Origin of the sequence: Streptomyces sp. M41, assembly GCF_043673425.1 — a bacterium.
GTDB lineage: Bacteria > Actinomycetota > Actinomycetes > Streptomycetales > Streptomycetaceae > Streptomyces.
This window is the reverse complement of the sequence record NZ_JBIMKE010000004.1, coordinates 286,362-308,382: the sequence shown is the minus strand read 5'-3', so window position 1 is coordinate 308,382 and position 22,021 is coordinate 286,362. Positions and strand designations below refer to the sequence as shown.

The window sequence follows — 22,021 nt, the reverse complement described above, 5'->3', positions numbered from 1 at the left end:
GGTTCTTACTCCTCATCAGAGTTCGAGAGTGGCGAAGGCTGTCGTCAGCTCTCGTCGTCCTCGATCCAGCCCATGGTCCGCTCGACGGCCTTGAGCCAGTTCTTGTACTCACGGTCGCGGGTCTCCGCGTCCATGCGGGGGGTCCACTCGGCGGCCCGGCGCCAGTTGGCGCGCAGTTCGTCCGTGCTGGACCAGAAGCCGACGGCGAGACCGGCGGCGTAGGCGGCACCGAGGCAGGTGGTCTCGGCGACCATCGGACGCACCACGGGGGCGTCCAGGAAGTCCGAGAGCGTCTGCATCAGCAGGTTGTTGGAGGTCATGCCGCCGTCGACCTTGAGGGCCACCAGCTCGTCGCCGGAGTCCTTGACCATGGCGTCGGCGATCTCCCGGGTCTGCCAGGCGGTGGCCTCCAGGACGGCACGCGCGAGGTGCGCCTTGGTGACGTACCGGGTCAGGCCGGCGATCACACCACGGGCGTCGGAGCGCCAGTGCGGGGCGAACAGGCCGGAGAACGCCGGCACGAAGTAGGCGCCGCCGTTGTCCTCGACCGACAGAGCGAGCGTCTCGATCTCGGCCGCGGTGGAGATCAGACCCATCTGGTCGCGCATCCACTGCACCAGCGAGCCGGTGACGGCGATCGAGCCCTCCAGGGCGAACACCGTCGGCTGGTCACCGATCTTGTAGCCGACGGTGGTCAGCAGGCCCGCGTACGAGTTGATGATCTTGTCACCGGTGTTCATCACCATGAAGGTGCCGGTGCCGTACGTCGACTTGACCTCGCCCTCGGAGAAGCAGGTCTGGCCGAACAGGGCCGCCTGCTGGTCGCCGAGTGCGGAGGCGACCGGGATGCCGCCGAGCAGGTCGCCCAGCTTGCCGCCGGTGACCTCGCCGTAGACCTCGGCGGAGGAGCGGATCTCCGGGAGGATCTGCAGCGGCACACCGATCGACTCGGCGATCTTCTCGTCCCACTCCATGGTGTGGAGGTTCATCAGCATGGTGCGGGACGCGTTGGTGACGTCGGTGACGTGCTTGCCGCCGTCGACACCGCCGGTCAGGTTCCAGATGACCCAGGTGTCCATGGTGCCGAAGAGGATGTCGCCGGCCTCGGCGCGCTCCTTGAGGCCCTCGACGTTGTCCAGCAGCCAGCGGGCCTTGGGACCGGCGAAGTAGGAGGCGAGCGGCAGACCGGTCTCACGGCGGAAGCGGTCCTGGCCGACATTGCGGCCGAGCTCCTTGCAGAGCCCGTCGGTGCGGGTGTCCTGCCAGACGATGGCGTTGTGGACGGGCTCACCGGTGTTCTTGTCCCACAGCACGGTGGTCTCGCGCTGGTTGGTGATACCGATGGCCTTGATGTCGTCGCGGGTGATGCCGGCCTTGGCGATGGCTCCGGCGACGACCTCCTGGACGTTGGTCCAGATCTCGGTGGCGTTGTGCTCGACCCAGCCCGGCTTCGGGAAGATCTGCTCGTGCTCCTTCTGGTCGACGGAGACGATACGTCCGTCGCGGTCGAAGACGATGCAGCGGCTGGAGGTGGTGCCCTGGTCGATGGCTGCGATGAAGGGGCCGGCGTGCGCGTCGGTCACTGTCTGCTCCTGGAAAGTTCCGTGGTTATGGGGCTTTACGTACGGCGTGCGCTGAGAGTTTCGGTGCTTCTCACTCGAACGGGTGAAGCTCGGTTCTCTTAGGCGAATGCCACGTTGTAGATCCCTGCGGCGATCGCCGCGCCGATGAGCGGACCGACCACCGGGATCCAGGCGTAGCCCCAGTCGGAGCCGCCCTTGTTGGGCAGGGGCAGAAGGGCGTGCACGATTCTCGGACCGAGGTCACGGGCCGGGTTGATCGCGTATCCGGTCGGGCCGCCGAGGGACAGACCGATCGAGACGACGACGAGCGCCACGATCAGCGCGCCCAGCGGGCCGAGGCCGTCACCGTTGTTGTTGAGGCCCTGCGTGAGGATGGCGAGCACCAGCACGATGGTGCCGATGATCTCCGTGAGGAGGTTCTGCACCACGTTCCGGATCTCGGGACCGGTGGAGAAGACGCCCAGGACCGGGCCGGCGCCCTTCTCCTGCGCCTCCACGGCCTTGGTCGCCGTGGCCTGCGCGCCCGGACCGCCGACGATCTCCTTGTCGGTCAGGTGCGCGTGGAACTGCCCGTAGTAGGCGACCCAGACCAGAGCCGCACCGATCGCTGCGCCGAGGAACTGTCCGGCGAGGTACGTCGGAACGTCGCTCCAGGCGTTGTCCTTGATCGCGAGCGCGACCGTCACGGCCGGGTTCAGGTGGGCGCCCGACAGCGGCGCCGAGGTGTAGACCGCCGTGAGCACTGCGAAGCCCCACCCGAAGGTGATGGCGAGCCAGCCGGCGTTGCGGGCCTTGGAGGCCTTCAGCGTGACGGCGGCGCAGACGCCACCGCCGAGCAGGATGAGTATGGCGGTACCGATGGTCTCGCCGATGAAGATGTCGGAGCTGGACACCCGCGACTCCTTTGTCCTTCGTCCAGGGGATGCCGAACCCCGGGTCCCTCCGGTGGTTCGCATTGCCCTCGGGATGAGAGCGGTAGCGGCCTCTGGCGTTGTCACACTCTAGCGCGTATTGCCGGTAGGTGTTCGACAATGCCGACCGATGGACGGGAGTCTTGCCCCGGCGTCGCATGTGCGTCAAGAGCTCTGTCGTTGAATGCGCGATCGTTGTTGGTTGTGTTGCTTTATCGACATGGCGATCTAGGTGCCGGCTCAGCACGAAAACCGGGACGTCGTACGACGTCCCGGCAGCCGCCCTGGTCGCGCGCGGGCCCTCAGAACCGCCCGGCGCCCAGATCCCGCGACACCGCGCGGGCACAGTCCCGTACCGCCGCGATCAGCTCGGGGCGCAGCTCGCCGTCCCGGCACAGCCGCTCCACGGCCCCGGTGATACCGACGGAACCGACCGGCATGCGGCGCCGGTCGTGGATGGCGGCGGCGACGGACGCGACGCCCTCCCAGGTCTCCTCGACGTCCGCGGCGTAGCCACGCGCGCGGGTCATGTCGAGGATGTGCTCGAAGCCGTCGAGATCGCACACGGTCCGGTCGGTGAAGGCCTTGCGGTCGGCTTCGACGGCCTCGCTGTGCGCGACCGGGTCGTACGCCGACAGGACTTTGCCCAAAGCCGTGGAGTGCAGCGGCTGCATGGCGCCGATCTCCAGCACTTGTCTGCTGTCGTCGGGCCTGAAGACGTGGTGGACGATCAGCACGCCCTGCTGGTGCAGGACACCCAGATACACGCTCTCGCCGCTGGCGCGGGCGAGGTCGTCCGTCCACACCAGGGCACGCGCCCGCAGCTCGTGCACGTCCAGATAGGTGGTGCCCAGGCGCAGCAGCTCGGCGCCCAGCTGGTAGCGCCCGGAGGTCTCGTCCTGCTCGACGAAGCCCTCGTGCTGGAGCGTGCGCAGGATCCCGTGCGCGGTGCCTTTGGCGAGGCCCAGCGAGGAGGCGATGTCGGACAGGCCGAGCCTCCGCTCACCGCCCGCGAGGAGCCGCAGCATCGCGGCCGCCCGTTCGAGCGACTGGATGTTCCGTGCCATCGCCGTACTGCCTCCGTCCCCTTGCGAGCGTCGACCTCGCGACGTCGCTGCCGCCGTTCGGCAATGTCGAACACTACTAGTCGATGCCGACCTCTCGCTAATGGTCGTCGGCATCCGTGCACCCGCGCCGCGTCCTCGTGCCCGGGCACCCGACCCGGCCCACCGTTCTCCCCTCGCCCTCCCCTCGCCCCCTCCCGCCCCTCTCCCCGCCGTCGCCGTCCCGCCCCGTGGACTCCCTGACCATTCCTCGGCGGTCCCGGCTACGCTTGCGGCGTGCGCCCACTGTGGACGAATCCACAAAGGGTGCAAAGCCGACAGCCGTCGCACTCCAGGGAGCCCTTTCATGGCCTCGTTGCCAACGACCCCTTCCGCCGACAGCCGGACCCGTGTGTCCGCCCTCCGTGAGGCGCTCGCCACCCGAGTGGTGGTGGCCGACGGAGCGATGGGCACCATGTTGCAGGCCCAGGAGCCCACGCTCGAGGACTTCGAGAATCTCGAGGGCTGCAACGAGATCCTCAACCTGACGCGGCCCGACATCGTCCGCTCGGTCCACGAGGCGTACTTCGAGACGGGCGTCGACTGCGTCGAGACCAACACCTTCGGCGCCAACCACTCGGCCATGGCCGAGTACGACATCGCCGACCGCGTCCATGAGCTGTCCGAGGCCGGTGCCCGTATCGCCCGCGAGACCGCCGACGCGTTCGGCGCCCGCGACGGCCGCCAGCGCTGGGTCCTCGGCTCCATCGGCCCCGGCACGAAACTGCCGACCCTCGGCCACATCGGCTACGGCACGCTGCGCGACGGCTTCCAGGCGAACGCCGAGGGCCTGCTCGCAGGCGGCGCCGACGCCCTGATCGTGGAGACCACGCAGGACCTCCTCCAGACCAAGTCGTCGATCCTGGGGGCCCGGCGCGCCATGGAGGCGACCGGCACCGACGTGCCGCTGCTGGTCTCCATGGCCTTCGAGACCACCGGCACCATGCTGCTCGGCTCCGAGATCGGCGCCGCGCTCACCGCGCTCGAGCCCCTCGGCATCGACATGATCGGCCTGAACTGCTCGACCGGCCCCGCCGAGATGAGCGAGCACCTGCGCTACCTCGCCCGGCACTCGCGCACCCCGCTGCTGTGCATGCCGAACGCCGGTCTGCCGATCCTCACCAAGGACGGCGCCCACTTCCCGCTCGACCCCGAGGGCCTGGCCGACGCCCAGGAGACCTTCGTACGCGACTACGGCCTGAACCTCATCGGCGGCTGCTGCGGCACCACCCCCGAGCACCTCAGGCAGCTCGTCCAGCGGGTCCGGGACACCACGCCCGTCGAGCGCCGGCCACAGCCCGAGCCCGGCGCCGCCTCCCTCTACCAGACCGTCCCGTTCCGCCAGGACACCTCCTACCTGGCGATCGGTGAGCGCACCAACGCCAACGGCTCCAAGAAGTTCCGCGAGGCCATGCTCGAAGCCCGCTGGGACGACTGCGTCGAGATGGCCCGCGACCAGATCCGCGAGGGCGCGCACATGCTCGACCTGTGCGTGGACTACGTCGGCCGCGACGGCGTCGCCGACATGGAGGAACTCGCCGGCCGCTTCGCCACCGCCTCCACGCTGCCGATCGTCCTGGACTCCACCGAGGTCGACGTCATCCAGGCCGGCCTGGAGAAGCTCGGCGGCCGAGCGGTCATCAACTCCGTCAACTACGAGGACGGCGACGGCCCCGAGTCCCGCTTCGCGAAGGTCACCAAGCTGGCGCAGGAGCACGGCGCCGCCCTGATCGCGCTGACCATCGACGAAGAAGGGCAGGCCCGCACCCCGGAGAAGAAGGTCGAGATCGCCGAGCGGCTGATCGAGGACCTGACGACCAACTGGGGCATCCACGAGTCGGACATCCTCATCGACACCCTGACCTTCACCATCTGTACCGGTCAGGAGGAGTCCCGGAGGGACGGCATCGCCACCATCGAGGCGATCCGCGAGCTCAAGCGCCGCCACCCGGACGTCCAGACCACCCTCGGCCTGTCGAACATCTCCTTCGGCCTGAACCCGGCCGCCCGCATCCTGCTGAACTCCGTCTTCCTCGACGAGTGCGTCAAGGCGGGCCTGGACTCGGCGATCGTGCACGCCTCGAAGATCCTGCCGATCGCCCGCTTCGACGACGAGCAGGTCACCACGGCCCTGGACCTGATCTACGACCGCCGCGCCGAGGGCTACGACCCCCTCCAGAAGCTGATGGCCCTGTTCGAGGGCGCCACCGCCAAGTCCCTGAAGGCCGGCAAGGCCGAGGAACTCGCCGCCCTCCCGCTGGAGGAGCGCCTCAAGCGCCGCATCATCGACGGCGAGAAGAACGGCCTGGAAGCCGACCTCGACGAGGCCCTCCAGGCGCGCTCCGCCCTCGACATCGTCAACGAGACGCTCCTGGACGGCATGAAGGTCGTCGGCGAGCTGTTCGGCTCCGGCCAGATGCAGCTGCCGTTCGTGCTCCAGTCCGCCGAGGTGATGAAGTCCGCCGTCGCCTACCTCGAACCGCACATGGAGAAGTCCGATGCCGACGGCAAGGGCACCATCGTGCTGGCCACCGTGCGCGGCGACGTGCACGACATCGGCAAGAACCTCGTGGACATCATCCTGTCCAACAACGGCTACAACGTGGTCAACCTGGGCATCAAGCAGCCCGTCTCCGCGATCCTGGAGGCCGCCGAGGAGCACCGCGCCGACGTCATCGGCATGTCCGGGCTGCTGGTGAAGTCCACGGTGATCATGAAGGAGAACCTGGAGGAGCTCAACCAGCGCGGCCTGGCGGCGAATTACCCCGTCATCCTCGGCGGCGCCGCGCTCACACGCGCGTACGTCGAACAGGACCTGCACGAGATCTACGAGGGCGAAGTCCGCTACGCCCGCGACGCGTTCGAGGGCCTGCGCCTGATGGACGCCCTGATCGGCGTCAAGCGGGGCGTGCCCGGCGCGAAGCTGCCCGAGCTCAAGCAGCGCCGGGTCAAGAGCGCCGCCGCCACGGCCGTACTGGACGAGCGTCCCGAGGAAGGACACGTCCGCTCCGACGTCGCCGTCGACAACCCGCTGCCCGAGCCGCCGTTCTGGGGCACCCGCGTCATCAAGGGCATCCAGCTCAAGGAGTACGCGTCCTGGCTGGACGAGGGTGCCCTCTTCAAGGGCCAGTGGGGCCTGAAGGAGACCCGCACCGGCGACGGACCGTCGTACCAGGAACTCGTCGAGACCGAGGGCCGCCCGCGGTTGCGCGGTCTGCTCGACAAGCTCCAGACGGAGAACCTCCTGGAAGCGGCCGTGGTCTACGGCTACTTCCCGTGCGTCTCCAAGGACGACGACCTGATCCTGCTGGACGAGCACGGCAACGAACGCACCCGCTTCACCTTCCCGCGTCAGCGCCGGGGCCGCCGTCTGTGCCTGGCGGACTTCTTCCGTCCGCAGGAGTCGGGCGAGACGGACGTCGTGGGACTTCAGGTGGTCACCGTCGGCTCGCGGATCGGTGAGGAGACGGCCCGGATGTTCGAGGCCAACGCCTACCGCGACTACCTCGAACTGCACGGCCTGTCCGTGCAGCTGGCCGAGGCCCTCGCCGAGTACTGGCACGCGCGTGTGCGCTCCGAGCTCGGCTTCGCGGGCGAGGACCCGTCCGAGATCGAGGACATGTTCGCCCTGAAGTACCGGGGTGCCCGCTTCTCCCTCGGCTACGGCGCCTGCCCGAACCTGGAGGACCGGTCCAAGATCGCCGACCTGCTCCAGCCGGAGCGCATCGGCGTCCACCTGTCGGAGGAGTTCCAGCTGCACCCGGAGCAGTCCACCGACGCGATCGTGATCCACCACCCGGAGGCGAAGTACTTCAACGCCCGCTGACGAGCGCCCGCCGACGCCCCCGCCCAACGGCACATCGGCGCACGTCAGGCCTGGCCCCGACGGTATAGACGGTGTGCCCCGGGCCACGCCGGATAAACAAGGCGCTTCGCTCCGGACGGACGTACACTGGTCGGTCCACCGCAGGCCGGTTCCTCTCTGGGGAACCGGCCTGATCGTCCCTTCAAGGAGGTACGTGGATGACCAGCACGGTCCCCGCGCCAGCAACCCGTACGGCCGAGGGCTCGGCCCTGCAAGCGGTGCTGCTCGACATGGACGGAACCCTGGTGGACACCGAGGGCTTCTGGTGGGACGTCGAGGTCGAGGTCTTCGCCGGCCTCGGGCACACCCTGGACGACTCCTGGCGGCATGTCGTGGTCGGCGGCCCGATGACCCGCAGCGCGGGCTTCCTCATCGAGGCGACCGGCGCCGACATCGACCTCGCCGACCTGACGGTTCTGCTCAACCAGGGCTTCGAGGACCGCATCGACCGCGCCCTGCCGCTGATGCCGGGCGCCGCCCGGCTGCTGGCGGAGCTCGCCGCGTTCGAGATCCCGACGGCCCTCGTCTCCGCCTCGCACCGGCGCATCATCGACCGTGTGCTCACCTCGCTGGGCCCCCAGCACTTCGCCCTGACCGTGGCCGGCGACGAGGTGCCCCGCACCAAACCGCACCCCGACCCGTACCTGCTCGCGGCGGCCGGTCTCGGCGCCGAGCCGGCCCGATGCGCGGTCGTCGAGGACACCGCGACCGGTGTCGCCGCGGCCGAGGCGGCGGGCTGCCATGTGGTCGCGGTGCCGTCGGTGGCGCCGATCACCCCGGCCGCCCGGCGTACCGTCGTGACCTCGCTGGAAGAGGTCGATCTGGCATTTCTGCGCGGTCTGATGGCGGCATGACGACGACCTGAACCAGATCTCACTCGCCTCACAACGGAAAAGCGACCGGTGTTGACGCAGCGTGCACCGTCGATTGCGCGGGAATTCCGCCCGGGAATTCGAACGGCCTGTTTGGCTGAATTCGGATCACGGCCAAGACCGTTCAGTTTGTGAGTTTCACCACTCGAATCGGGCTCGACAGGTGCCCCGGCCCCCGCCCTCAGCCCCACAGGAAGGGCTTCCTGTGCGCCCATGTGTCCCGATTGATGGACCGGTGCACGAATCCTTCCGCTGTCAGTCTTTCGTTGCGTCCGCGCCCGGTTCCGCTCCGTGATGGCACCTCAACTCCGGTGGCTGCGAACCCTCCTGCGCGCGCGGACTAACCTCGACGCGAGAACATCGCACCTACCCCGTGATCGGCCGCACCACCCCTGCCTGCCGGGTACACGGAGTCGACAGCTGGAGAACCCGAGCATGAACCGCAAGACTTTGGTGCTGCCGGCCGTCATCGGCCTGCTCGCGCCGGTTCTCGCCGCCTGCGGCGGAACCGACGGCGGCGCGGACAGCGGCGACGCGATCGTCGTCGGCACCACGGACGCGTTCACTGCCTCCAAGGACGCTCCCGCGCCCCTCGACCCGGCCTACGCCTACGACGTCGGCACCTGGAACATCCTGCGCCAGACCGTGCAGACCCTGATGATCCAGCCGCGCGGCGAGGGCGACCCCGTGCCCGAGGCCGCCCAGAGCTGCGGCTTCACCGACAGCGGCAACGAGCGCTACGCCTGCACCCTGCGCGAGGACCTCACCTTCGCGAACGGCGATCCCGTCACCGCGGACGACGTGAAGTACTCCATCGACCGTGCCCGCGCCCTCAAGGCCGAAAGCGGCGTCTTCGCACTGCTCTCCACCATCGACACCGTCGAGACCCAGGGCGACCGCGAGGTCATCTTCCACCTCAAGACCGCCGACGCCACCTTCCCGTTCAAGCTGTCCACCCCGGTCGCCGGCATCGTCGACCCGGACAGCTACGCCAAGGGCGAGCTGCGCGACGGCTTCGAGGTCGAAGGCTCCGGCCCCTACACCATGCAGGCCGAGGTCGACGGCGACCGGCTGGCCTCCGCCGTGTTCACCAAGAACCCCGAATACAAGGGGAGTCTGAAGGTGAACAACGACAAGGTCGAACTGCGCAACTTCACCGACGCCGACGCCATGGGCGCCGCCCTCGACAACGGCGACATCGACCTGGTGACACGCACCATGTCACCCCAGCAGATCGACAAGCTCTCCGCCGACACCGACGACAGCGTCGACCTCGTCGACATGAACGGCCTGGAGATCCGCTACCTCGCCTTCAACACCGACGACCCGTCCGTGCGCTCCAAGGCCGTCCGCCAGGCGATGGCCCAGGTCATCGACCGCGGCGAACTCATCTCCAAGGTCTACGGCTCCCAGGCCGAGCCCCTGTACTCGCTGGTCCCCGCCAGCATCACGGGGCATTCCAACGCGTTCTTCAACAAGTACGGCGACCCGAGCGTCGCCAAGGCCAAGTCGCTGCTGGAGAAGGCCGGCGTCACCACCCCGGTGAAGCTGACCCTGCACTACACCACCGACCACTACGGCCCGGCCACGAAGAAGGAGTTCGAGCTCCTGCGCAAGCAGCTCAACGGCAGTGGGCTGTTCGACGTGAGCATCAAGGGCACGCCCTGGGCCACATTCCGCCCCGCCGAGCAGAAGGGCGAGTACGAGGTCTACGGCATGGGCTGGTTCCCGGACTTCCCGGACGCCGACAACTACCTCGCGCCCTTCCTCGACAAGGACAACTTCCTCGGCTCGCCCTACGCCAACAGCACCATCCGCAACACCCTCATCCCGGAGTCCCGTCGCGCGGCCGACCGGCTGGCCGCGGCCGACAGCCTGACGGACATCCAGGACATCGTCGCGAACGACGTGCCCGTGCTGCCCCTGTGGCAGGGCAAGCAGTACGTCGCCGCGGGAGACGGCGTCACGGGCACGGCGTACGTGCTCAACTCCTCCTCCACCCTTCAGCTGTGGGAGCTCGGCCGTGGCGTGAGCGGCTGACGTCTCTCCGTGCCCGGCACCCAGGCCCTGGGCGCCGGGCCTGGCCCGGGACCCAGGACGGGACCCGGGTCTCTCACAACCGACGACAAGGCACTCGTACGTGAACATGCGCAACCAGTGGCCGGTCCTGCCCGTCGTGGCAGGGCTGGCCTCCGGCCTGCTGACCGGCTGCGGAACGGAGACGGGCGATACCGGGGGCTCCGGCACCTCGGTGGTCATGGGGATGTCGGACGACGTCCTGGCCACCGACCCCGCCTCCGGCTACGACCCCGGCTCCTGGCTGTTGTTCAACAACGTCTTCCAGTCGCTGCTCAGCTTCCCCAAGGGCGCCACCGAACCGCAGCCCGAGGCCGCCGAGCAGTGCGCCTTCTCCGACACCAAGGCCACGGTCTACAAGTGCACCCTGAAGGACGGGCTGAAGTTCAGCAACGGTGACGACCTCACCTCCGCGGACGTCAAGTTCTCCTTCGACCGCATGCTGAAGATCAGCGACCCCGACGGCCCCGCGGTCATGTTCCCCACGCTCGACAAGGTGCAGACGCCGAACGACAAGACGGTCGTCTTCCGGCTCAACACCCCCGACGCCACCTTCCCGAGCAAGATCGCCTCGGGTGCCGGCTCCATCGTCGACGAGGAGCAGTACGACGCGAAGGGCCTGCGCAAGGACGGCGAAGCAGTCGGCTCCGGCCCCTACAAGCTCGACAAGTTCGACGACGACGAAGCCGTCTTCTCCGTCAACGAGAACTACAAGGGCACCGCCGAGGTCCAGAACGACGGCGTGACACTGAAGTTCTTCCACGGCGACCAGAACGCCCTGAAGAAGGCGCTGCTCGCCAACGAGGTCGACATCGCCTACCGGGGCCTCACCGCCGGCGACCTCGCCGACATCGAGAAGTCCGGCGGCGACTCCGGCGTCGAGGTCGTCGAGGGCAGCAGCGCCGAGGTCCAGCACCTCGTCTTCAACATGGACCACCCGGTCGCCGGACAGCTGGGCGTCCGCAAGGCCATCGCCCACCTCATCGACCGCGACGCCCTCATCAAGGACGTCTACCAGGGCACGGCGTCCCCGCTGTACTCGATCATCCCGGCCGGCATCGGCGGCCACAACACGGCGTTCTTCGACACCTACGGCGCCCGCCCCTCCAAGGCCAAGGCCGCGGCGGCCCTGTCCGACGAGGGCATCACCGGCAAGGTCAAGCTCACCCTCTGGTCCACCCCGTCGCGCTACGGCCCGGCCACCGATCAGGAACTGAAGGCCATCGCCGGGCAGCTCAACGCCAGCGGCCTGTTCGAGGCCGACGTGCAGTCCGTCGCGTTCGAGCAGTACGAGAAGGACATAGCCGACGGCAAGTACGGCGTGTACGTGAAGGGCTGGATCCCGGACTACCCGGACGCCGACAACTTCACGGCCCCCTTCTTCGGCAAGGGCAACGTGCTGAGCAACAACTACAGCAACCGCGCGATCACCGGCTCGCTCATCCCGACCACCGCCGCCGAGAGCGACCGCTCCGCGACGGACGACGAGTTCGGCCAGCTCCAGGACATCGTGGCCAAGGAACTGCCCATCCTGCCGGTCTGGCAGGCCAAGCAGTACGCCGTCGTCCACGACGACGTCTACGGCATGGAGTACTGCCTCGACGCCTCCACCGTGTTCCGGTTCTGGGAACTCGACAAGGGCTGACGGACACCTGACGGAGCCCCGACGAACGGGCCCCGACGGACGGATCGCACCGGCCGCACACGCAAACGAGGGCGCCCCCTTCCCAGAAGGGGGCGCCCTCGTCGTCGTTCCAGCAGACCCTCGGCGGCCCGAGGCGCTCCTACTGCGCGCCGGGCCGCACCAGTCCGCTCTCGTACGCATACACCGCGGCCTGCACCCGGTCACGCAGCCCCAGCTTGGTCAGGACATGCCCCACATGCGTCTTGACGGTGGTCTCGCTGACGAACAGATCCGCGGCGATCTCGGCGTTGGACAGGCCCCGGGCCACCAGCTTCAGCACCTCCACCTCGCGGTCGGTCAGCGTGTGCAGGGTGTCCGGCACGGGCTCGTCGCCGGACGGCAGATGCGTGGCGTACTTGTCGAGCAGCCGGCGCGTGATGCTCGGCGCCAGCATCGCCTCACCGGCGGCCACCACACGGATCGCCTGCACCAGCTCATTGGCCGGGGCGTCCTTCAGCAGGAAGCCGCTGGCCCCCGCCTTCAGCGCCTCCACCACGTACTCGTCGAGATCGAAGGTGGTCAGCACCAGCACCTTCGCCGGGCCGTCCCGCCCGGGCCCGGTGATCTGCCGGGTCGCCTCGACACCGTCCATCCTGGGCATGCGGATGTCCATCAGAACCACGTCGGGCTGAAGGGCCCGCACCTGGTCGAGGGCCTGAAGGCCGTCTCCGGCCTCGCCCACGACCGCGAGGTCCTGCTCCGCCTCCAGGATCATCCGGAAGCCGGTACGCAGCAGGGGCTGGTCGTCGACCAGTAGGACGCGGATGGCCACGTAAGTCTCCTTCGCTAGTCCGGCCCCATTCTGCCCTGCGAGCCGCCACCGGACTCGGCCGCCCTCACCGGCAAGGGGTAGGGCGGGGGAGTGCCGCCGAATTCCGGGCAGTGCGCCCGGTGGTCGCACCAACCGCACAGCTTGGTCGGCCTGGGCCGCCAGTCACCCGTCTCCGTCGCCTGCCGGATCGCCTCCCACAGCGCGAGCAGCTTGCGCTCGACCCGCTCCAGGTCCGCGAGGACCGGGTCGTAGGTCAGCACGTCACCGCTGCCCAGGTACACGAGCTGGAGCCGACGCGGAATCACGTTCTTCAGCCGCCACACCACGAGCGCGTAGAACTTCATCTGGAACAACGCGCCCTCGGCGTACTCCGGCCGAGGCGCCTTGCCCGTCTTGTAGTCGACGATCCGCACCTCACCCGTGGGCGCCACGTCGACCCGGTCGATGATGCCGCGCAACCGCAGCCCCGAGTCCAGCTCGGCCTCGACGAACAGCTCGCGCTCGGCGGGCTCCAGCCGGGTCGGATCCTCCAGACCGAACCACCGCTCGACGAGCTGCTCCGCCTCGCCCAGCCACGTCGCCAGCCGCTCGCCCTCGGGATCGTCGGCGAACAGCTCCACGACCTCCGGCCTGCTCTCCCGCAGCCGGTCCCACTGACCGGGAATCAGCGACTTGGCCCGCGGCACGGTCCGCTCGGCCGCCGGGGCGTCGAAAAGGCGCTCCAGCACTGCGTGCACCAGCGTGCCCTTCGTCGCCGCCGCGCTCGGCTTCTCCGGCAGCCGGTCGATCACCCGGAACCTGTAGAGCAGGGGGCACTGCATGAAGTCACCGGCACGGGAAGGGGACAGCGACGCCGGCGGTATCACCACAGCAGCGGTCGCCTCGGGAGCCGTGACGGCACCCTCAGCCGCCTCGACCCCCACCGCCGAACTGTCCGCCCCCACCGGGACCCCGTTCGCCACCGGCGCTGTCACCGGCGCGACATCACCGCCGCCGTCCGCCGCGGCCCCCTCCGTGCTCGTCTCCATGACCACAGACCATACGGCCCGCCACTGACAGTGACCCAACCGCGGCCGTTACGGCCGCGACAGCCGGGGAAACAGAAGGGTGCCGGGGAGAAAGGCATGTCGACGGCCGCATACCATCGACCCGAGACCCTTCCGCCCGGCACGTGCGGAAGACGCTTCGAACGAGGGGACACCGTGGACGAGAGCGGCAGCGGGCAGCCGCGGTCCGGCGACGAGGAATCGGCCGAGCGCCACGCAACACCTGCGACCCCGGCCTCCGGCCCCACACGTCCCGGCGCACCCCGACGGGCCACGGACACCGACGAGCCCCGCACACCCCCGGCCGACGAACCGACCATGCTCGTACGGCGACCGGACCTCCCCCAGGAGGACCCCAGCGGGGGCGCCCGGGCACACCACGAGGACGGCCCGGCGAGCTCCCGGGCCGACGCCCCGCAGCGAGAGCCCGAAGCTCCCGGCACGCCCACCGCCGCGACGCACCCGGCCGCAGCTCCCACCAGCACCCCGCACGCTGCCCGGCAACAGACCGAAGACCCGGCCTCTCCCGACGCGACGCGTGCCACCGCCCAGGACGCCGACACACCCGCCCAGCCCCACCGTGCGACCACGCGCGCCACCGCGCAGGACGCCGAGCCCCCCGCCGCCGACGCCAGCACACCCGCCCACCGCCCCGCAGCCGACGACGGCGCCGCGGCGAACCCCGGCACCCCCACCGACCAGGGGCCCACCGCCCACGGGCCCGCAGCCGACCACGGCGCCGCAGCGAACCCCGGCACCCCCACCGACCACCGGCCCACCCCCGCCGACGACCGGACCCCCGCCGCCCACCACCCCACCGACCCGGCTCGCACCCGCCCCGGCCACACCCCCACCGACGAAACCCACCGCACCCTCGCCCACGGCGGACCCGCGACCGGGCCGGGACAGCCCCCCCGGCCGCCGGAGCCGCGGGGCGGACTCCTCATGGGGCGGCCCTTCGGCGTACCCGTCTACGTCGCACCCAGCTGGTTCCTGGTCGCCGCCCTCATCACCTGGGTGTTCGGCGGACAGCTCGACCGCGTGCTGCCCGAACTCGGCGCGGCCCGCTATCTCGTCTCGCTCTTCTTCGCGGTCGCCTTCTACGCCTCCGTCCTCGTCCACGAACTGGCGCACACCGTCGCCGCACTCCGCTTCAAGCTCCCCGTGCGCCGCATCCAGCTCCAGTTCTTCGGCGGCGTCTCGGAAATCGAGAAGGAGGCCGAGACACCCGGCCGGGAATTCGTACTCGCCTTCGTCGGACCCCTGCTCTCCCTCGTTCTCGCCGGCGTCTTCTACGCCGCCATGCAGCCCGTCGAACCCGGCACCGTCCCCGGCGTCCTGCTGGCCGGCCTGATGATCTCCAACCTCATCGTGGCCGCCTTCAACCTGCTCCCCGGCCTGCCCCTCGACGGTGGCCGCATGCTCCGCGCCATCGTCTGGAAACTCACCGGCAAACCCATGACCGGCACCATCGCCGCCGCCTGGGTCGGCCGCGCCCTCGCCGTCTCCGTCCTCATCGGCCTCCCATGGCTCACCCAGTCCGGCGTCCTCGGCTCCGACGCCGTCGACAACGTCGGCATGGACACCGTCATGGACGCCCTGCTCGCGGCCATCCTCGCCGCGATCATCTGGACCGGCGCCGGCAACAGCCTGCGCATGGCACGCCTGCGCGAACACCTCCCCGAACTGCGCGCCCGCGCCCTCACCCGCCGCGCCGTCCCCGTCGAGACCCACACCCCCCTCTCCGAGGCCCTGCGCCGCGCCAACGCCGCCGGCGCCCGCGCCCTCGTCGTCGTCGACGCCGACGGCAACCCCGTCTCCCTCGTCCGCGAAGCCGCCATCGTCGGCGTACCGGAACACCGCCGCCCCTGGGTCGCCGTCAGCGGCCTCGCCCAGGACCTCACCGACGGCATGCGGGTCTCCGCGGAACTCTCCGGCGAGGAACTCCTCGACGCCCTGCGAGCCACCCCCGCCACCGAGTACCTCGTCGTGGAGCAGACCGGCGAGATCTACGGCGTGCTCTCCGCGGCCGACGTGGAGCGCGCCTTCGTGAAGGCCATGGCACGCCCCAGCTGACCGGCCACCGCCGCCCACACGTGGTCGGCGGCCCCCACAAACCCCGGTAGGCTGTTCACATGTCCGAACCGACCGGTGCCGCCCGCAGGCGCGGGCCCTTCAAGGTCGGGGACCAGGTTCAGCTGACCGACCCCAAGGGCCGCCACTACACGTTCACGCTCGAAGCCGGGAAGAACTTCCACACCCACAAGGGTTCCTTCCCGCACGACGAACTGATCGGCGCTCCCGAGGGCAGCGTTGTCCGCACCACCGGGAACGTCGCCTACCTCGCGCTGCGCCCCCTGCTCCCCGACTACGTCCTGTCCATGCCCCGAGGGGCAGCCGTCGTCTACCCGAAGGACGCGGGGCAGATCCTCGCCTTCGCCGACATCTTCCCCGGCGCACGCGTCGTCGAAGCCGGCGTCGGCTCCGGCTCGCTCAGCAGCTTCCTGCTGCGCGCCATCGGCGACCAGGGCATGCTGCACTCCTACGAGCGCCGCGAGGACTTCGCCGACATCGCCAAGCAGAACGTGGAGCGCTACTTCGGTGGCCCGCACCCCGCCTGGCAGCTCACCGTAGGCGACCTCCAGGACAACCTGAGCGACACCGACGTCGACCGCGTCATCCTCGACATGCTCGCCCCCTGGGAATGCCTCGAAGCCGTCTCCAAGGCACTCGTCCCCGGCGGCATCCTGTGCTGCTACGTCGCCACCACCACCCAGCTCGCCCGGACCGTCGAATCCATCCGCGAGATCGGCTCCTTCAACGAGCCGACCGCCTGGGAGACGATGATCCGCAACTGGCACATCGAGGGCCTCGCCGTCCGCCCCGATCACCGCATGATCGGCCACACCGGCTTCCTCCTCACCGCCCGACGCCTCGCCGACGGAGTCGAACCACCCATGCGCCGCCGCCGCCCCGCCAAGGGCGCCTACGGCGAGGACTACGAAGGCCCCAACGCCGACGGCGGCACCGGCCGCTGACGCCGCCCCGTACCGCACACAACGCACAAGCGCTGTGGCCGAGTTCCCGGACAACCCCAGGAACTCGACCACAGCGCCTTTGCGTTGACCGACCGCCCCAGCACATCGACCGGAGCGGTACGACATACATACACGTACGACCGCCACACGCCCTGACCACACACATTCGCCACCCGAACCCCACCCCCCGCCGTTTCCCCCGCACTGTGACGTGTGGCACCATGCTGGCCACCCCCACCGGCACAGCCCTCACAGGAGACGCTCCTAGTGCAGCAAACCGCCGTCCCGGAACTGGCACACACGCACACCCGCCCGATCCACTGGCTCGCCACCGCCACAGCACTCGCCGGCGTCGTGGCGCTCTCCTCGGTCCTCCAGCCCGACTCGGCGACCGCGGCCCAGACACCGCCCGGCGACGCGAAGAACACCCATGCCGCGGCACCCCCCGACCCCGCGCGCGCAGACTTCCCGCTCGAATGCGGGCCGGTGAAAGCGGTCGTGGTGAAGAAAGCCAGCGGCGACCTCGACGGCGACGGCAACCCCGAGACCGTCGCCGTCGTGCACTGCGACGCCCCCATGGGCACCCCGCCCGACGGCGTATACGTCCTCACCTCGGGCACCGGGACCGCCGGCCCCCGCGTCATCGCGACCCTCGTCGACCCCGACGACAGCATCACCGTCAGTGACATCGCGGTCCGCGGCGGAGACATCCGAGCCGAACTGCTCAGCTACTCGTCGGACGACGTACCGCGCTGCTGCCCCGACACGAAGAACAGCGCTAAGTGGCAGTGGAAGAACGGCACGTTCATCCGCTCGACACCCGCCGGCGCCCAGAGCATCTGACCCATGCCACCGGCACATGTGAGAAATCAGACAGTCGTAACACCCTGTATACGCAAGGTCACTCGGCGTCCGGACCGAACATCTCGACCTTGTCCGAAACCCGACGCACATGGATGCACTCGCCAGGACACTCCTTCGCCGAGTCCACCACATCCGTGAGAAGCGGCAACGGCACAGGCGTTGTCGCACCCTTGCCCTGGAGCAACTCGTCCCCGGCGCTCTTCACATAAGCCAGACCATCGATGTCCAGCTCGAACACCTCAGGCGCGTACTGGGCACAGATGCCGTCACCGGTACAGAGATCCTGGTCGATCCAGACCTCCAGCGCCTCACCCTCGACCCCGGCCGTCCGCTCCACGCTCATCTCTCCTGCCCTCTGCTACGCCGAGCCGCACGGGAATCCGGCCAGCTCTGACGGGTGTTGAACGCCTCGACCCTACCTCCGCCTGGGTTCCAATCATGTGCGGTGGGTATTCCCCTGGCGTGAGGGAGAGCGCAAGGGTGAAGATCGGACACACCTCGACAGACTTTGTGATCTAGGTGTTTCAATCGACACCCACCCAGGTAGGGTCTGGAAACGTCCAGCTCCCCTTGGAGGAGGTGAGGACCGTGGCAGCCCACGACGACGACATGAACCGCGGCATCCGCCCGGGACGAGGGTCCGAAGACCCGGCCGGGCAGATCGCCTACCTTGAGCAGGAGATCGCCGTCCTGCGACGCAAGCTCGCCGACTCTCCGCGGCACACGAGGATTCTCGAAGAGCGGATCGTCGAGCTGCAGACCAACCTGGCCGGCGTGTCCGCACAGAACGAGCGGCTCGCCAACACGCTCCGTGAGGCACGCGACCAGATCGTGGCCCTCAAGGAAGAAGTCGACCGGCTCGCACAGCCGCCGGCGGGCTTCGGTGTCTTCCTCCAAGCCAACGAGGACGGCACCGCCGACATCTTCACCGGAGGCCGCAAACTCCGCGTGAACGTCAGCCCGAGCGTCGAACTCGACGACCTCCGGCGCGGCCAGGAAGTCATGCTCAACGAAGCGCTCAACGTGGTCGAGGCCATGGAATTCGAGAGCGTCGGCGACATCGTCACCCTCAAGGAAATCCTCGAGGACGGCGAGCGCGCCCTCGTACTGGGGCACACCGACGAGGAACGGGTGGTACGGCTCGCCGAGCCGCTGCTGGGCATCACCATCCGCCCCGGCGACGCCCTGCTGCTCGAACCCCGCTCCGGCTACGTCTACGAAATCGTCCCCAAGAGCGAGGTCGAAGAACTCGTCCTCGAAGAAGTACCGGACATCGGCTACGAATCCATCGGCGGCCTCGGCAACCAGATCGAGATGATCCGCGACGCGGTCGAGCTCCCCTACCTCTACCCCGACCTGTTCAAGGAGCACGAACTGAGGCCGCCCAAGGGCGTCCTCCTCTACGGACCCCCCGGATGCGGTAAGACACTCATCGCCAAAGCCGTCGCCAACTCGCTGGCCAAAAAGGTCGCCGAAGTCACCGGCCAAGCCCAGGGCAAGAGCTTTTTCCTCAACATCAAGGGCCCCGAACTCCTGAACAAGTACGTCGGAGAGACCGAGCGGCAGATCCGCCTCGTCTTCCAACGCGCACGGGAAAAGGCCAGCGAGGGCACACCCGTCATCGTCTTCTTCGACGAAATGGAATCCCTCTTCCGTACCCGCGGATCCGGCGTCAGCTCAGACGTGGAAAACACCATCGTCCCCCAGCTGCTCGCCGAGATCGACGGCGTCGAAGGACTCCAGAACGTGGTCGTGATCGGCGCCTCCAACCGCGAGGACATGATCGACCCCGCCATCCTGCGCCCCGGCCGCCTGGACGTGAAGATCAAGATCGAGCGTCCCGACGCCGAAGCCGCCAAGGACATCTTCGGCAAATACCTCACCCAGCGACTCCCGCTCCACCCCGACGACGTCGGCGAGCACAGCGGCGACAAGGCCACGACGGTCCAGAGCATGATCCAGACCGCCGTCGAGCAGATGTACGCCGAATCCGAGGAAAACCGCTTCCTGGAAGTCACCTACGCCAACGGCGACAAGGAAGTCCTCTACTTCAAGGACTTCAACTCCGGCGCCATGATCGAAAACATCGTGGGCCGCGCCAAGAAAATGGCGATCAAGGACTTCCTCGAGCACAACCAGAAGGGCCTCCGCGTCTCCCACCTCCTCCAGGCCTGCGTGGACGAGTTCAAGGAGAACGAAGACCTGCCCAACACCACCAACCCCGACGACTGGGCCCGAATCTCCGGAAAGAAGGGCGAGCGGATCGTCTACATCCGCACCCTCATCACCGGAAAGCAGGGCGCAGACACCGGACGCTCCATCGACACGGTGGCAAACACCGGTCAGTACCTGTAAAAGACAGGGCGGCTGCGGGTGCCCTCGACGGGTACCCGCAGCCCACTGTTTTCCGGGCAAGGCAATGACGCAAATGATCTCCCCACCAGCGCAGAGGCGTTCTAGGCTCTTCCATACCGCCGAGTCGCGCAGTGCGGGGACGGGCACCGCACACGCAACCGAGCGCCAGCGGTATCTGCGCGGCGCCCACGACCGAGGGTGCCGCCGGGCAAGGAGGGCCGCATGACCGTACGGCGAGTAATGGGCATCGAGACGGAGTACGGGATCTCCGTCCCCGGCCACCCCAACGCCAATGCCATGCTCACCTCATCCCAGATCGTCAACGCCTACGCGGCGGCGATGCACCGGGCCCGCCGGGCCCGCTGGGACTTCGAGGAGGAAAACCCGCTGCGGGACGCGCGAGGCTTCGACCTCGCCCGCGAGGCCGCCGACGCCAGCCAGCTCACCGACGAGGACATCGGCCTCGCCAACGTCATCCTCACCAACGGAGCACGGCTCTACGTCGACCACGCACACCCCGAGTACAGCGCCCCCGAGGTCACCAACCCCCGCGACGCCGTCCTGTGGGACAAAGCCGGCGAACGCATCATGGCCGAAGCCGCCGAACGCGCGGCCCAGCTACCCGGCGCCCAGCCCATCCATCTCTACAAAAACAACACCGACAACAAAGGCGCCTCCTACGGCACGCACGAGAACTACCTGATGAAGCGGGAAACCCCCTTCTCCGACATCGTGCGCCACCTCACCCCCTTCTTCGTCTCCCGCCAGGTCTTCGCCGGAGCCGGCCGCGTAGGCATCGGCCAGGACGGCCACGAACACGGCTTCCAGCTCAGCCAGCGCGCCGACTACTTCGAAGTCGAGGTCGGGCTGGAGACAACCCTCAAACGCCCCATCATCAACACCCGCGACGAGCCCCACGCCGACGCCGAGAAATACCGCCGCCTCCACGTGATCATCGGCGACGCCAACCTCTCCGAGATCTCGACCTACCTCAAACTCGGCACCACCGCACTCGTCCTCTCCATGATCGAGGACAGCTTCATCGCCGTCGACCTGGCCGTCGACCAACCCGTCCGCACCCTCCACCAGGTCTCGCACGACCCCTCACTCCAACGCCTCATCACACTGCGCAGCGGACGCACACTCACCGCGGTACAGCTCCAGATGGAGTACTACGAACTGTCACGCAAATACGTCGAGGAGCGCTTCGGCGCGGACGCGGACGACCAGACCAAAGACGTCCTCTCCCGCTGGGAGGACACCCTGAACCGCCTCGAACGCGACCCCATGAGCCTCGCCGGCGAACTGGACTGGGTCGCCAAGCGCGAACTCATGGAGGGCTACCGGCGCCGCGACAACCTCGACTGGGACGCCGCCAGGCTCCACCTCGTCGACCTCCAGTACGCCGACGTACGCCCCGAGAAGGGCCTCTACAACCGACTGGCGGCCCGCGGACGCATGAAGCGCCTCCTGGACGACAGCGAGGTCGAACAGGCCAAGGCCAAGCCCCCGGAGGACACCCGCGCCTACTTCCGCGGACGCTGCCTGGAGCAGTACGCCGACGACGTCGCCGCGGCCTCCTGGGACTCGGTCATCTTCGATCTGCCCGGCCGGGACTCCCTCCAGCGCGTTCCAACCCTCGAACCGCTTCGCGGAACGCGAAATCACGTCAAGGAGCTCCTGGACCGCTGCCGCACCGCGGAAGACCTGGTCAGGGTCCTGTCGGGCAACTGAGGGTACTCGTGCCGGGCCGGCCGGACGCCGGCCCGGCAGGGTGGAAAACCCGGCGTCCGGGAATCATCGAAATGGCCCCCGTACGTTGGAGAAACTGCGGGGCCGATGTCGGACCCGG

Annotated in this window: 15 protein-coding genes; 9 read left to right on the top strand and 6 right to left on the bottom strand. The window is 68.7% G+C overall.

From position 1 onward, the window contains the following. Positions 1-44 precede the first annotated feature (44 nt). The 3 genes from glpK to ACHBTE_RS07930 all read right to left on the bottom strand — a co-directional run bounded on the left by glpK (position 45) and on the right by ACHBTE_RS07930 (position 3,561). On the bottom strand, positions 45-1,583 hold the full coding sequence (gene glpK, locus ACHBTE_RS07940; protein WP_394722762.1) for a glycerol kinase GlpK: 1,539 nt from the start codon (positions 1,581-1,583) through the stop codon (positions 45-47). 98 nt (positions 1,584-1,681) lie between these two features. Beyond that, positions 1,682-2,476: an MIP/aquaporin family protein gene (locus ACHBTE_RS07935; RefSeq protein ID WP_394722761.1), complete on the bottom strand. Its 795-nt coding sequence runs from the start codon at positions 2,474-2,476 to the stop codon at positions 1,682-1,684. Between the two features lie 320 nt (positions 2,477-2,796). After that, the gene (locus ACHBTE_RS07930; RefSeq protein WP_394722760.1) at positions 2,797-3,561 is read right to left on the bottom strand and encodes an IclR family transcriptional regulator; all 765 of its coding nucleotides are present in this window, start codon (positions 3,559-3,561) and stop codon (positions 2,797-2,799) included. 343 nt (positions 3,562-3,904) lie between these two features. On the opposite strand from ACHBTE_RS07930, the gene metH reads away from it, so the two are divergent. The 4 genes from metH to ACHBTE_RS07910 all read left to right on the top strand — a co-directional run bounded on the left by metH (position 3,905) and on the right by ACHBTE_RS07910 (position 12,055). After that, positions 3,905-7,423 carry a methionine synthase gene (metH, locus tag ACHBTE_RS07925; protein ID WP_394722759.1) on the top strand — a complete coding sequence of 1,173 codons (3,519 nt, stop codon included), beginning with the start codon at positions 3,905-3,907 and terminating at the stop codon, positions 7,421-7,423. Between the two features lie 197 nt (positions 7,424-7,620). Then, complete coding sequence (locus ACHBTE_RS07920) at positions 7,621-8,316, top strand: HAD family hydrolase (RefSeq protein ID WP_394722758.1); 696 nt, start codon at positions 7,621-7,623, stop codon at positions 8,314-8,316. Between the two features lie 453 nt (positions 8,317-8,769). After that, complete coding sequence (locus ACHBTE_RS07915) at positions 8,770-10,374, top strand: ABC transporter substrate-binding protein (protein WP_394722757.1); 1,605 nt, start codon at positions 8,770-8,772, stop codon at positions 10,372-10,374. Between the two features lie 100 nt (positions 10,375-10,474). After that, positions 10,475-12,055 carry an ABC transporter substrate-binding protein gene (locus ACHBTE_RS07910; protein ID WP_394722756.1) on the top strand — a complete coding sequence of 527 codons (1,581 nt, stop codon included), beginning with the start codon at positions 10,475-10,477 and terminating at the stop codon, positions 12,053-12,055. Between the two features lie 139 nt (positions 12,056-12,194). On the opposite strand, the gene ACHBTE_RS07905 is transcribed toward ACHBTE_RS07910, so the two are convergent. Together ACHBTE_RS07905 and ACHBTE_RS07900 are read right to left on the bottom strand one after the other, a co-directional pair. After that, a complete protein-coding gene (locus ACHBTE_RS07905; protein WP_128427961.1) occupies positions 12,195-12,866 on the bottom strand; it encodes a response regulator transcription factor in 672 nt (223 codons plus the stop codon). Positions 12,867-12,880: 14 nt separating this feature from the next. Next, a complete protein-coding gene (locus tag ACHBTE_RS07900) occupies positions 12,881-13,894 on the bottom strand; it encodes a RecB family exonuclease (protein ID WP_394722755.1) in 1,014 nt (337 codons plus the stop codon). A gap of 174 nt (positions 13,895-14,068) precedes the next feature. Here ACHBTE_RS07900 and ACHBTE_RS07895 point away from each other — a divergent pair, with 174 nt between their 5' ends. The 3 genes from ACHBTE_RS07895 to ACHBTE_RS07885 all read left to right on the top strand — a co-directional run bounded on the left by ACHBTE_RS07895 (position 14,069) and on the right by ACHBTE_RS07885 (position 17,793). Then, the gene (locus ACHBTE_RS07895; protein ID WP_394722754.1) at positions 14,069-15,988 is read left to right on the top strand and encodes a site-2 protease family protein; all 1,920 of its coding nucleotides are present in this window, start codon (positions 14,069-14,071) and stop codon (positions 15,986-15,988) included. Between the two features lie 59 nt (positions 15,989-16,047). Continuing rightward, the gene (locus tag ACHBTE_RS07890; RefSeq protein ID WP_394722753.1) at positions 16,048-16,950 is read left to right on the top strand and encodes a tRNA (adenine-N1)-methyltransferase; all 903 of its coding nucleotides are present in this window, start codon (positions 16,048-16,050) and stop codon (positions 16,948-16,950) included. 267 nt (positions 16,951-17,217) lie between these two features. Continuing rightward, positions 17,218-17,793: a hypothetical protein gene (locus ACHBTE_RS07885; protein ID WP_394722752.1), complete on the top strand. Its 576-nt coding sequence runs from the start codon at positions 17,218-17,220 to the stop codon at positions 17,791-17,793. Between the two features lie 58 nt (positions 17,794-17,851). On the opposite strand, the gene ACHBTE_RS07880 is transcribed toward ACHBTE_RS07885, so the two are convergent. Continuing rightward, entirely contained in the window at positions 17,852-18,157 is a 306-nt protein-coding gene (locus tag ACHBTE_RS07880) for a ferredoxin (protein WP_394722751.1), read from the bottom strand. A 245-nt stretch (positions 18,158-18,402) separates the two neighbouring features. Between ACHBTE_RS07880 and arc the strand changes: the two genes are divergently transcribed. Both arc and dop read left to right on the top strand, forming a co-directional pair. After that, the gene (gene arc / locus ACHBTE_RS07875; protein ID WP_394722750.1) at positions 18,403-20,169 is read left to right on the top strand and encodes a proteasome ATPase; all 1,767 of its coding nucleotides are present in this window, start codon (positions 18,403-18,405) and stop codon (positions 20,167-20,169) included. A gap of 222 nt (positions 20,170-20,391) precedes the next feature. Beyond that, complete coding sequence (gene dop / locus ACHBTE_RS07870) at positions 20,392-21,903, top strand: depupylase/deamidase Dop (RefSeq protein WP_394722749.1); 1,512 nt, start codon at positions 20,392-20,394, stop codon at positions 21,901-21,903. Positions 21,904-22,021: the final 118 nt, after the last annotated feature.

Coding starts and splice junctions, on each gene's coding strand:
- ACHBTE_RS07930 (WP_394722760.1), bottom strand. CDS start 3,561: ATGGCACGGAACATCCAGTCGCTCGAACGGGCGGCCGCGATGCTGCGG.
- metH (WP_394722759.1), top strand. CDS start 3,905: ATGGCCTCGTTGCCAACGACCCCTTCCGCCGACAGCCGGACCCGTGTG.
- ACHBTE_RS07920 (WP_394722758.1), top strand. CDS start 7,621: ATGACCAGCACGGTCCCCGCGCCAGCAACCCGTACGGCCGAGGGCTCG.
- ACHBTE_RS07915 (WP_394722757.1), top strand. CDS start 8,770: ATGAACCGCAAGACTTTGGTGCTGCCGGCCGTCATCGGCCTGCTCGCG.
- ACHBTE_RS07900 (WP_394722755.1), bottom strand. CDS start 13,894: ATGGAGACGAGCACGGAGGGGGCCGCGGCGGACGGCGGCGGTGATGTC.
- ACHBTE_RS07890 (WP_394722753.1), top strand. CDS start 16,048: ATGTCCGAACCGACCGGTGCCGCCCGCAGGCGCGGGCCCTTCAAGGTC.
- ACHBTE_RS07880 (WP_394722751.1), bottom strand. CDS start 18,157: ATGAGCGTGGAGCGGACGGCCGGGGTCGAGGGTGAGGCGCTGGAGGTC.
- dop (WP_394722749.1), top strand. CDS start 20,392: ATGACCGTACGGCGAGTAATGGGCATCGAGACGGAGTACGGGATCTCC.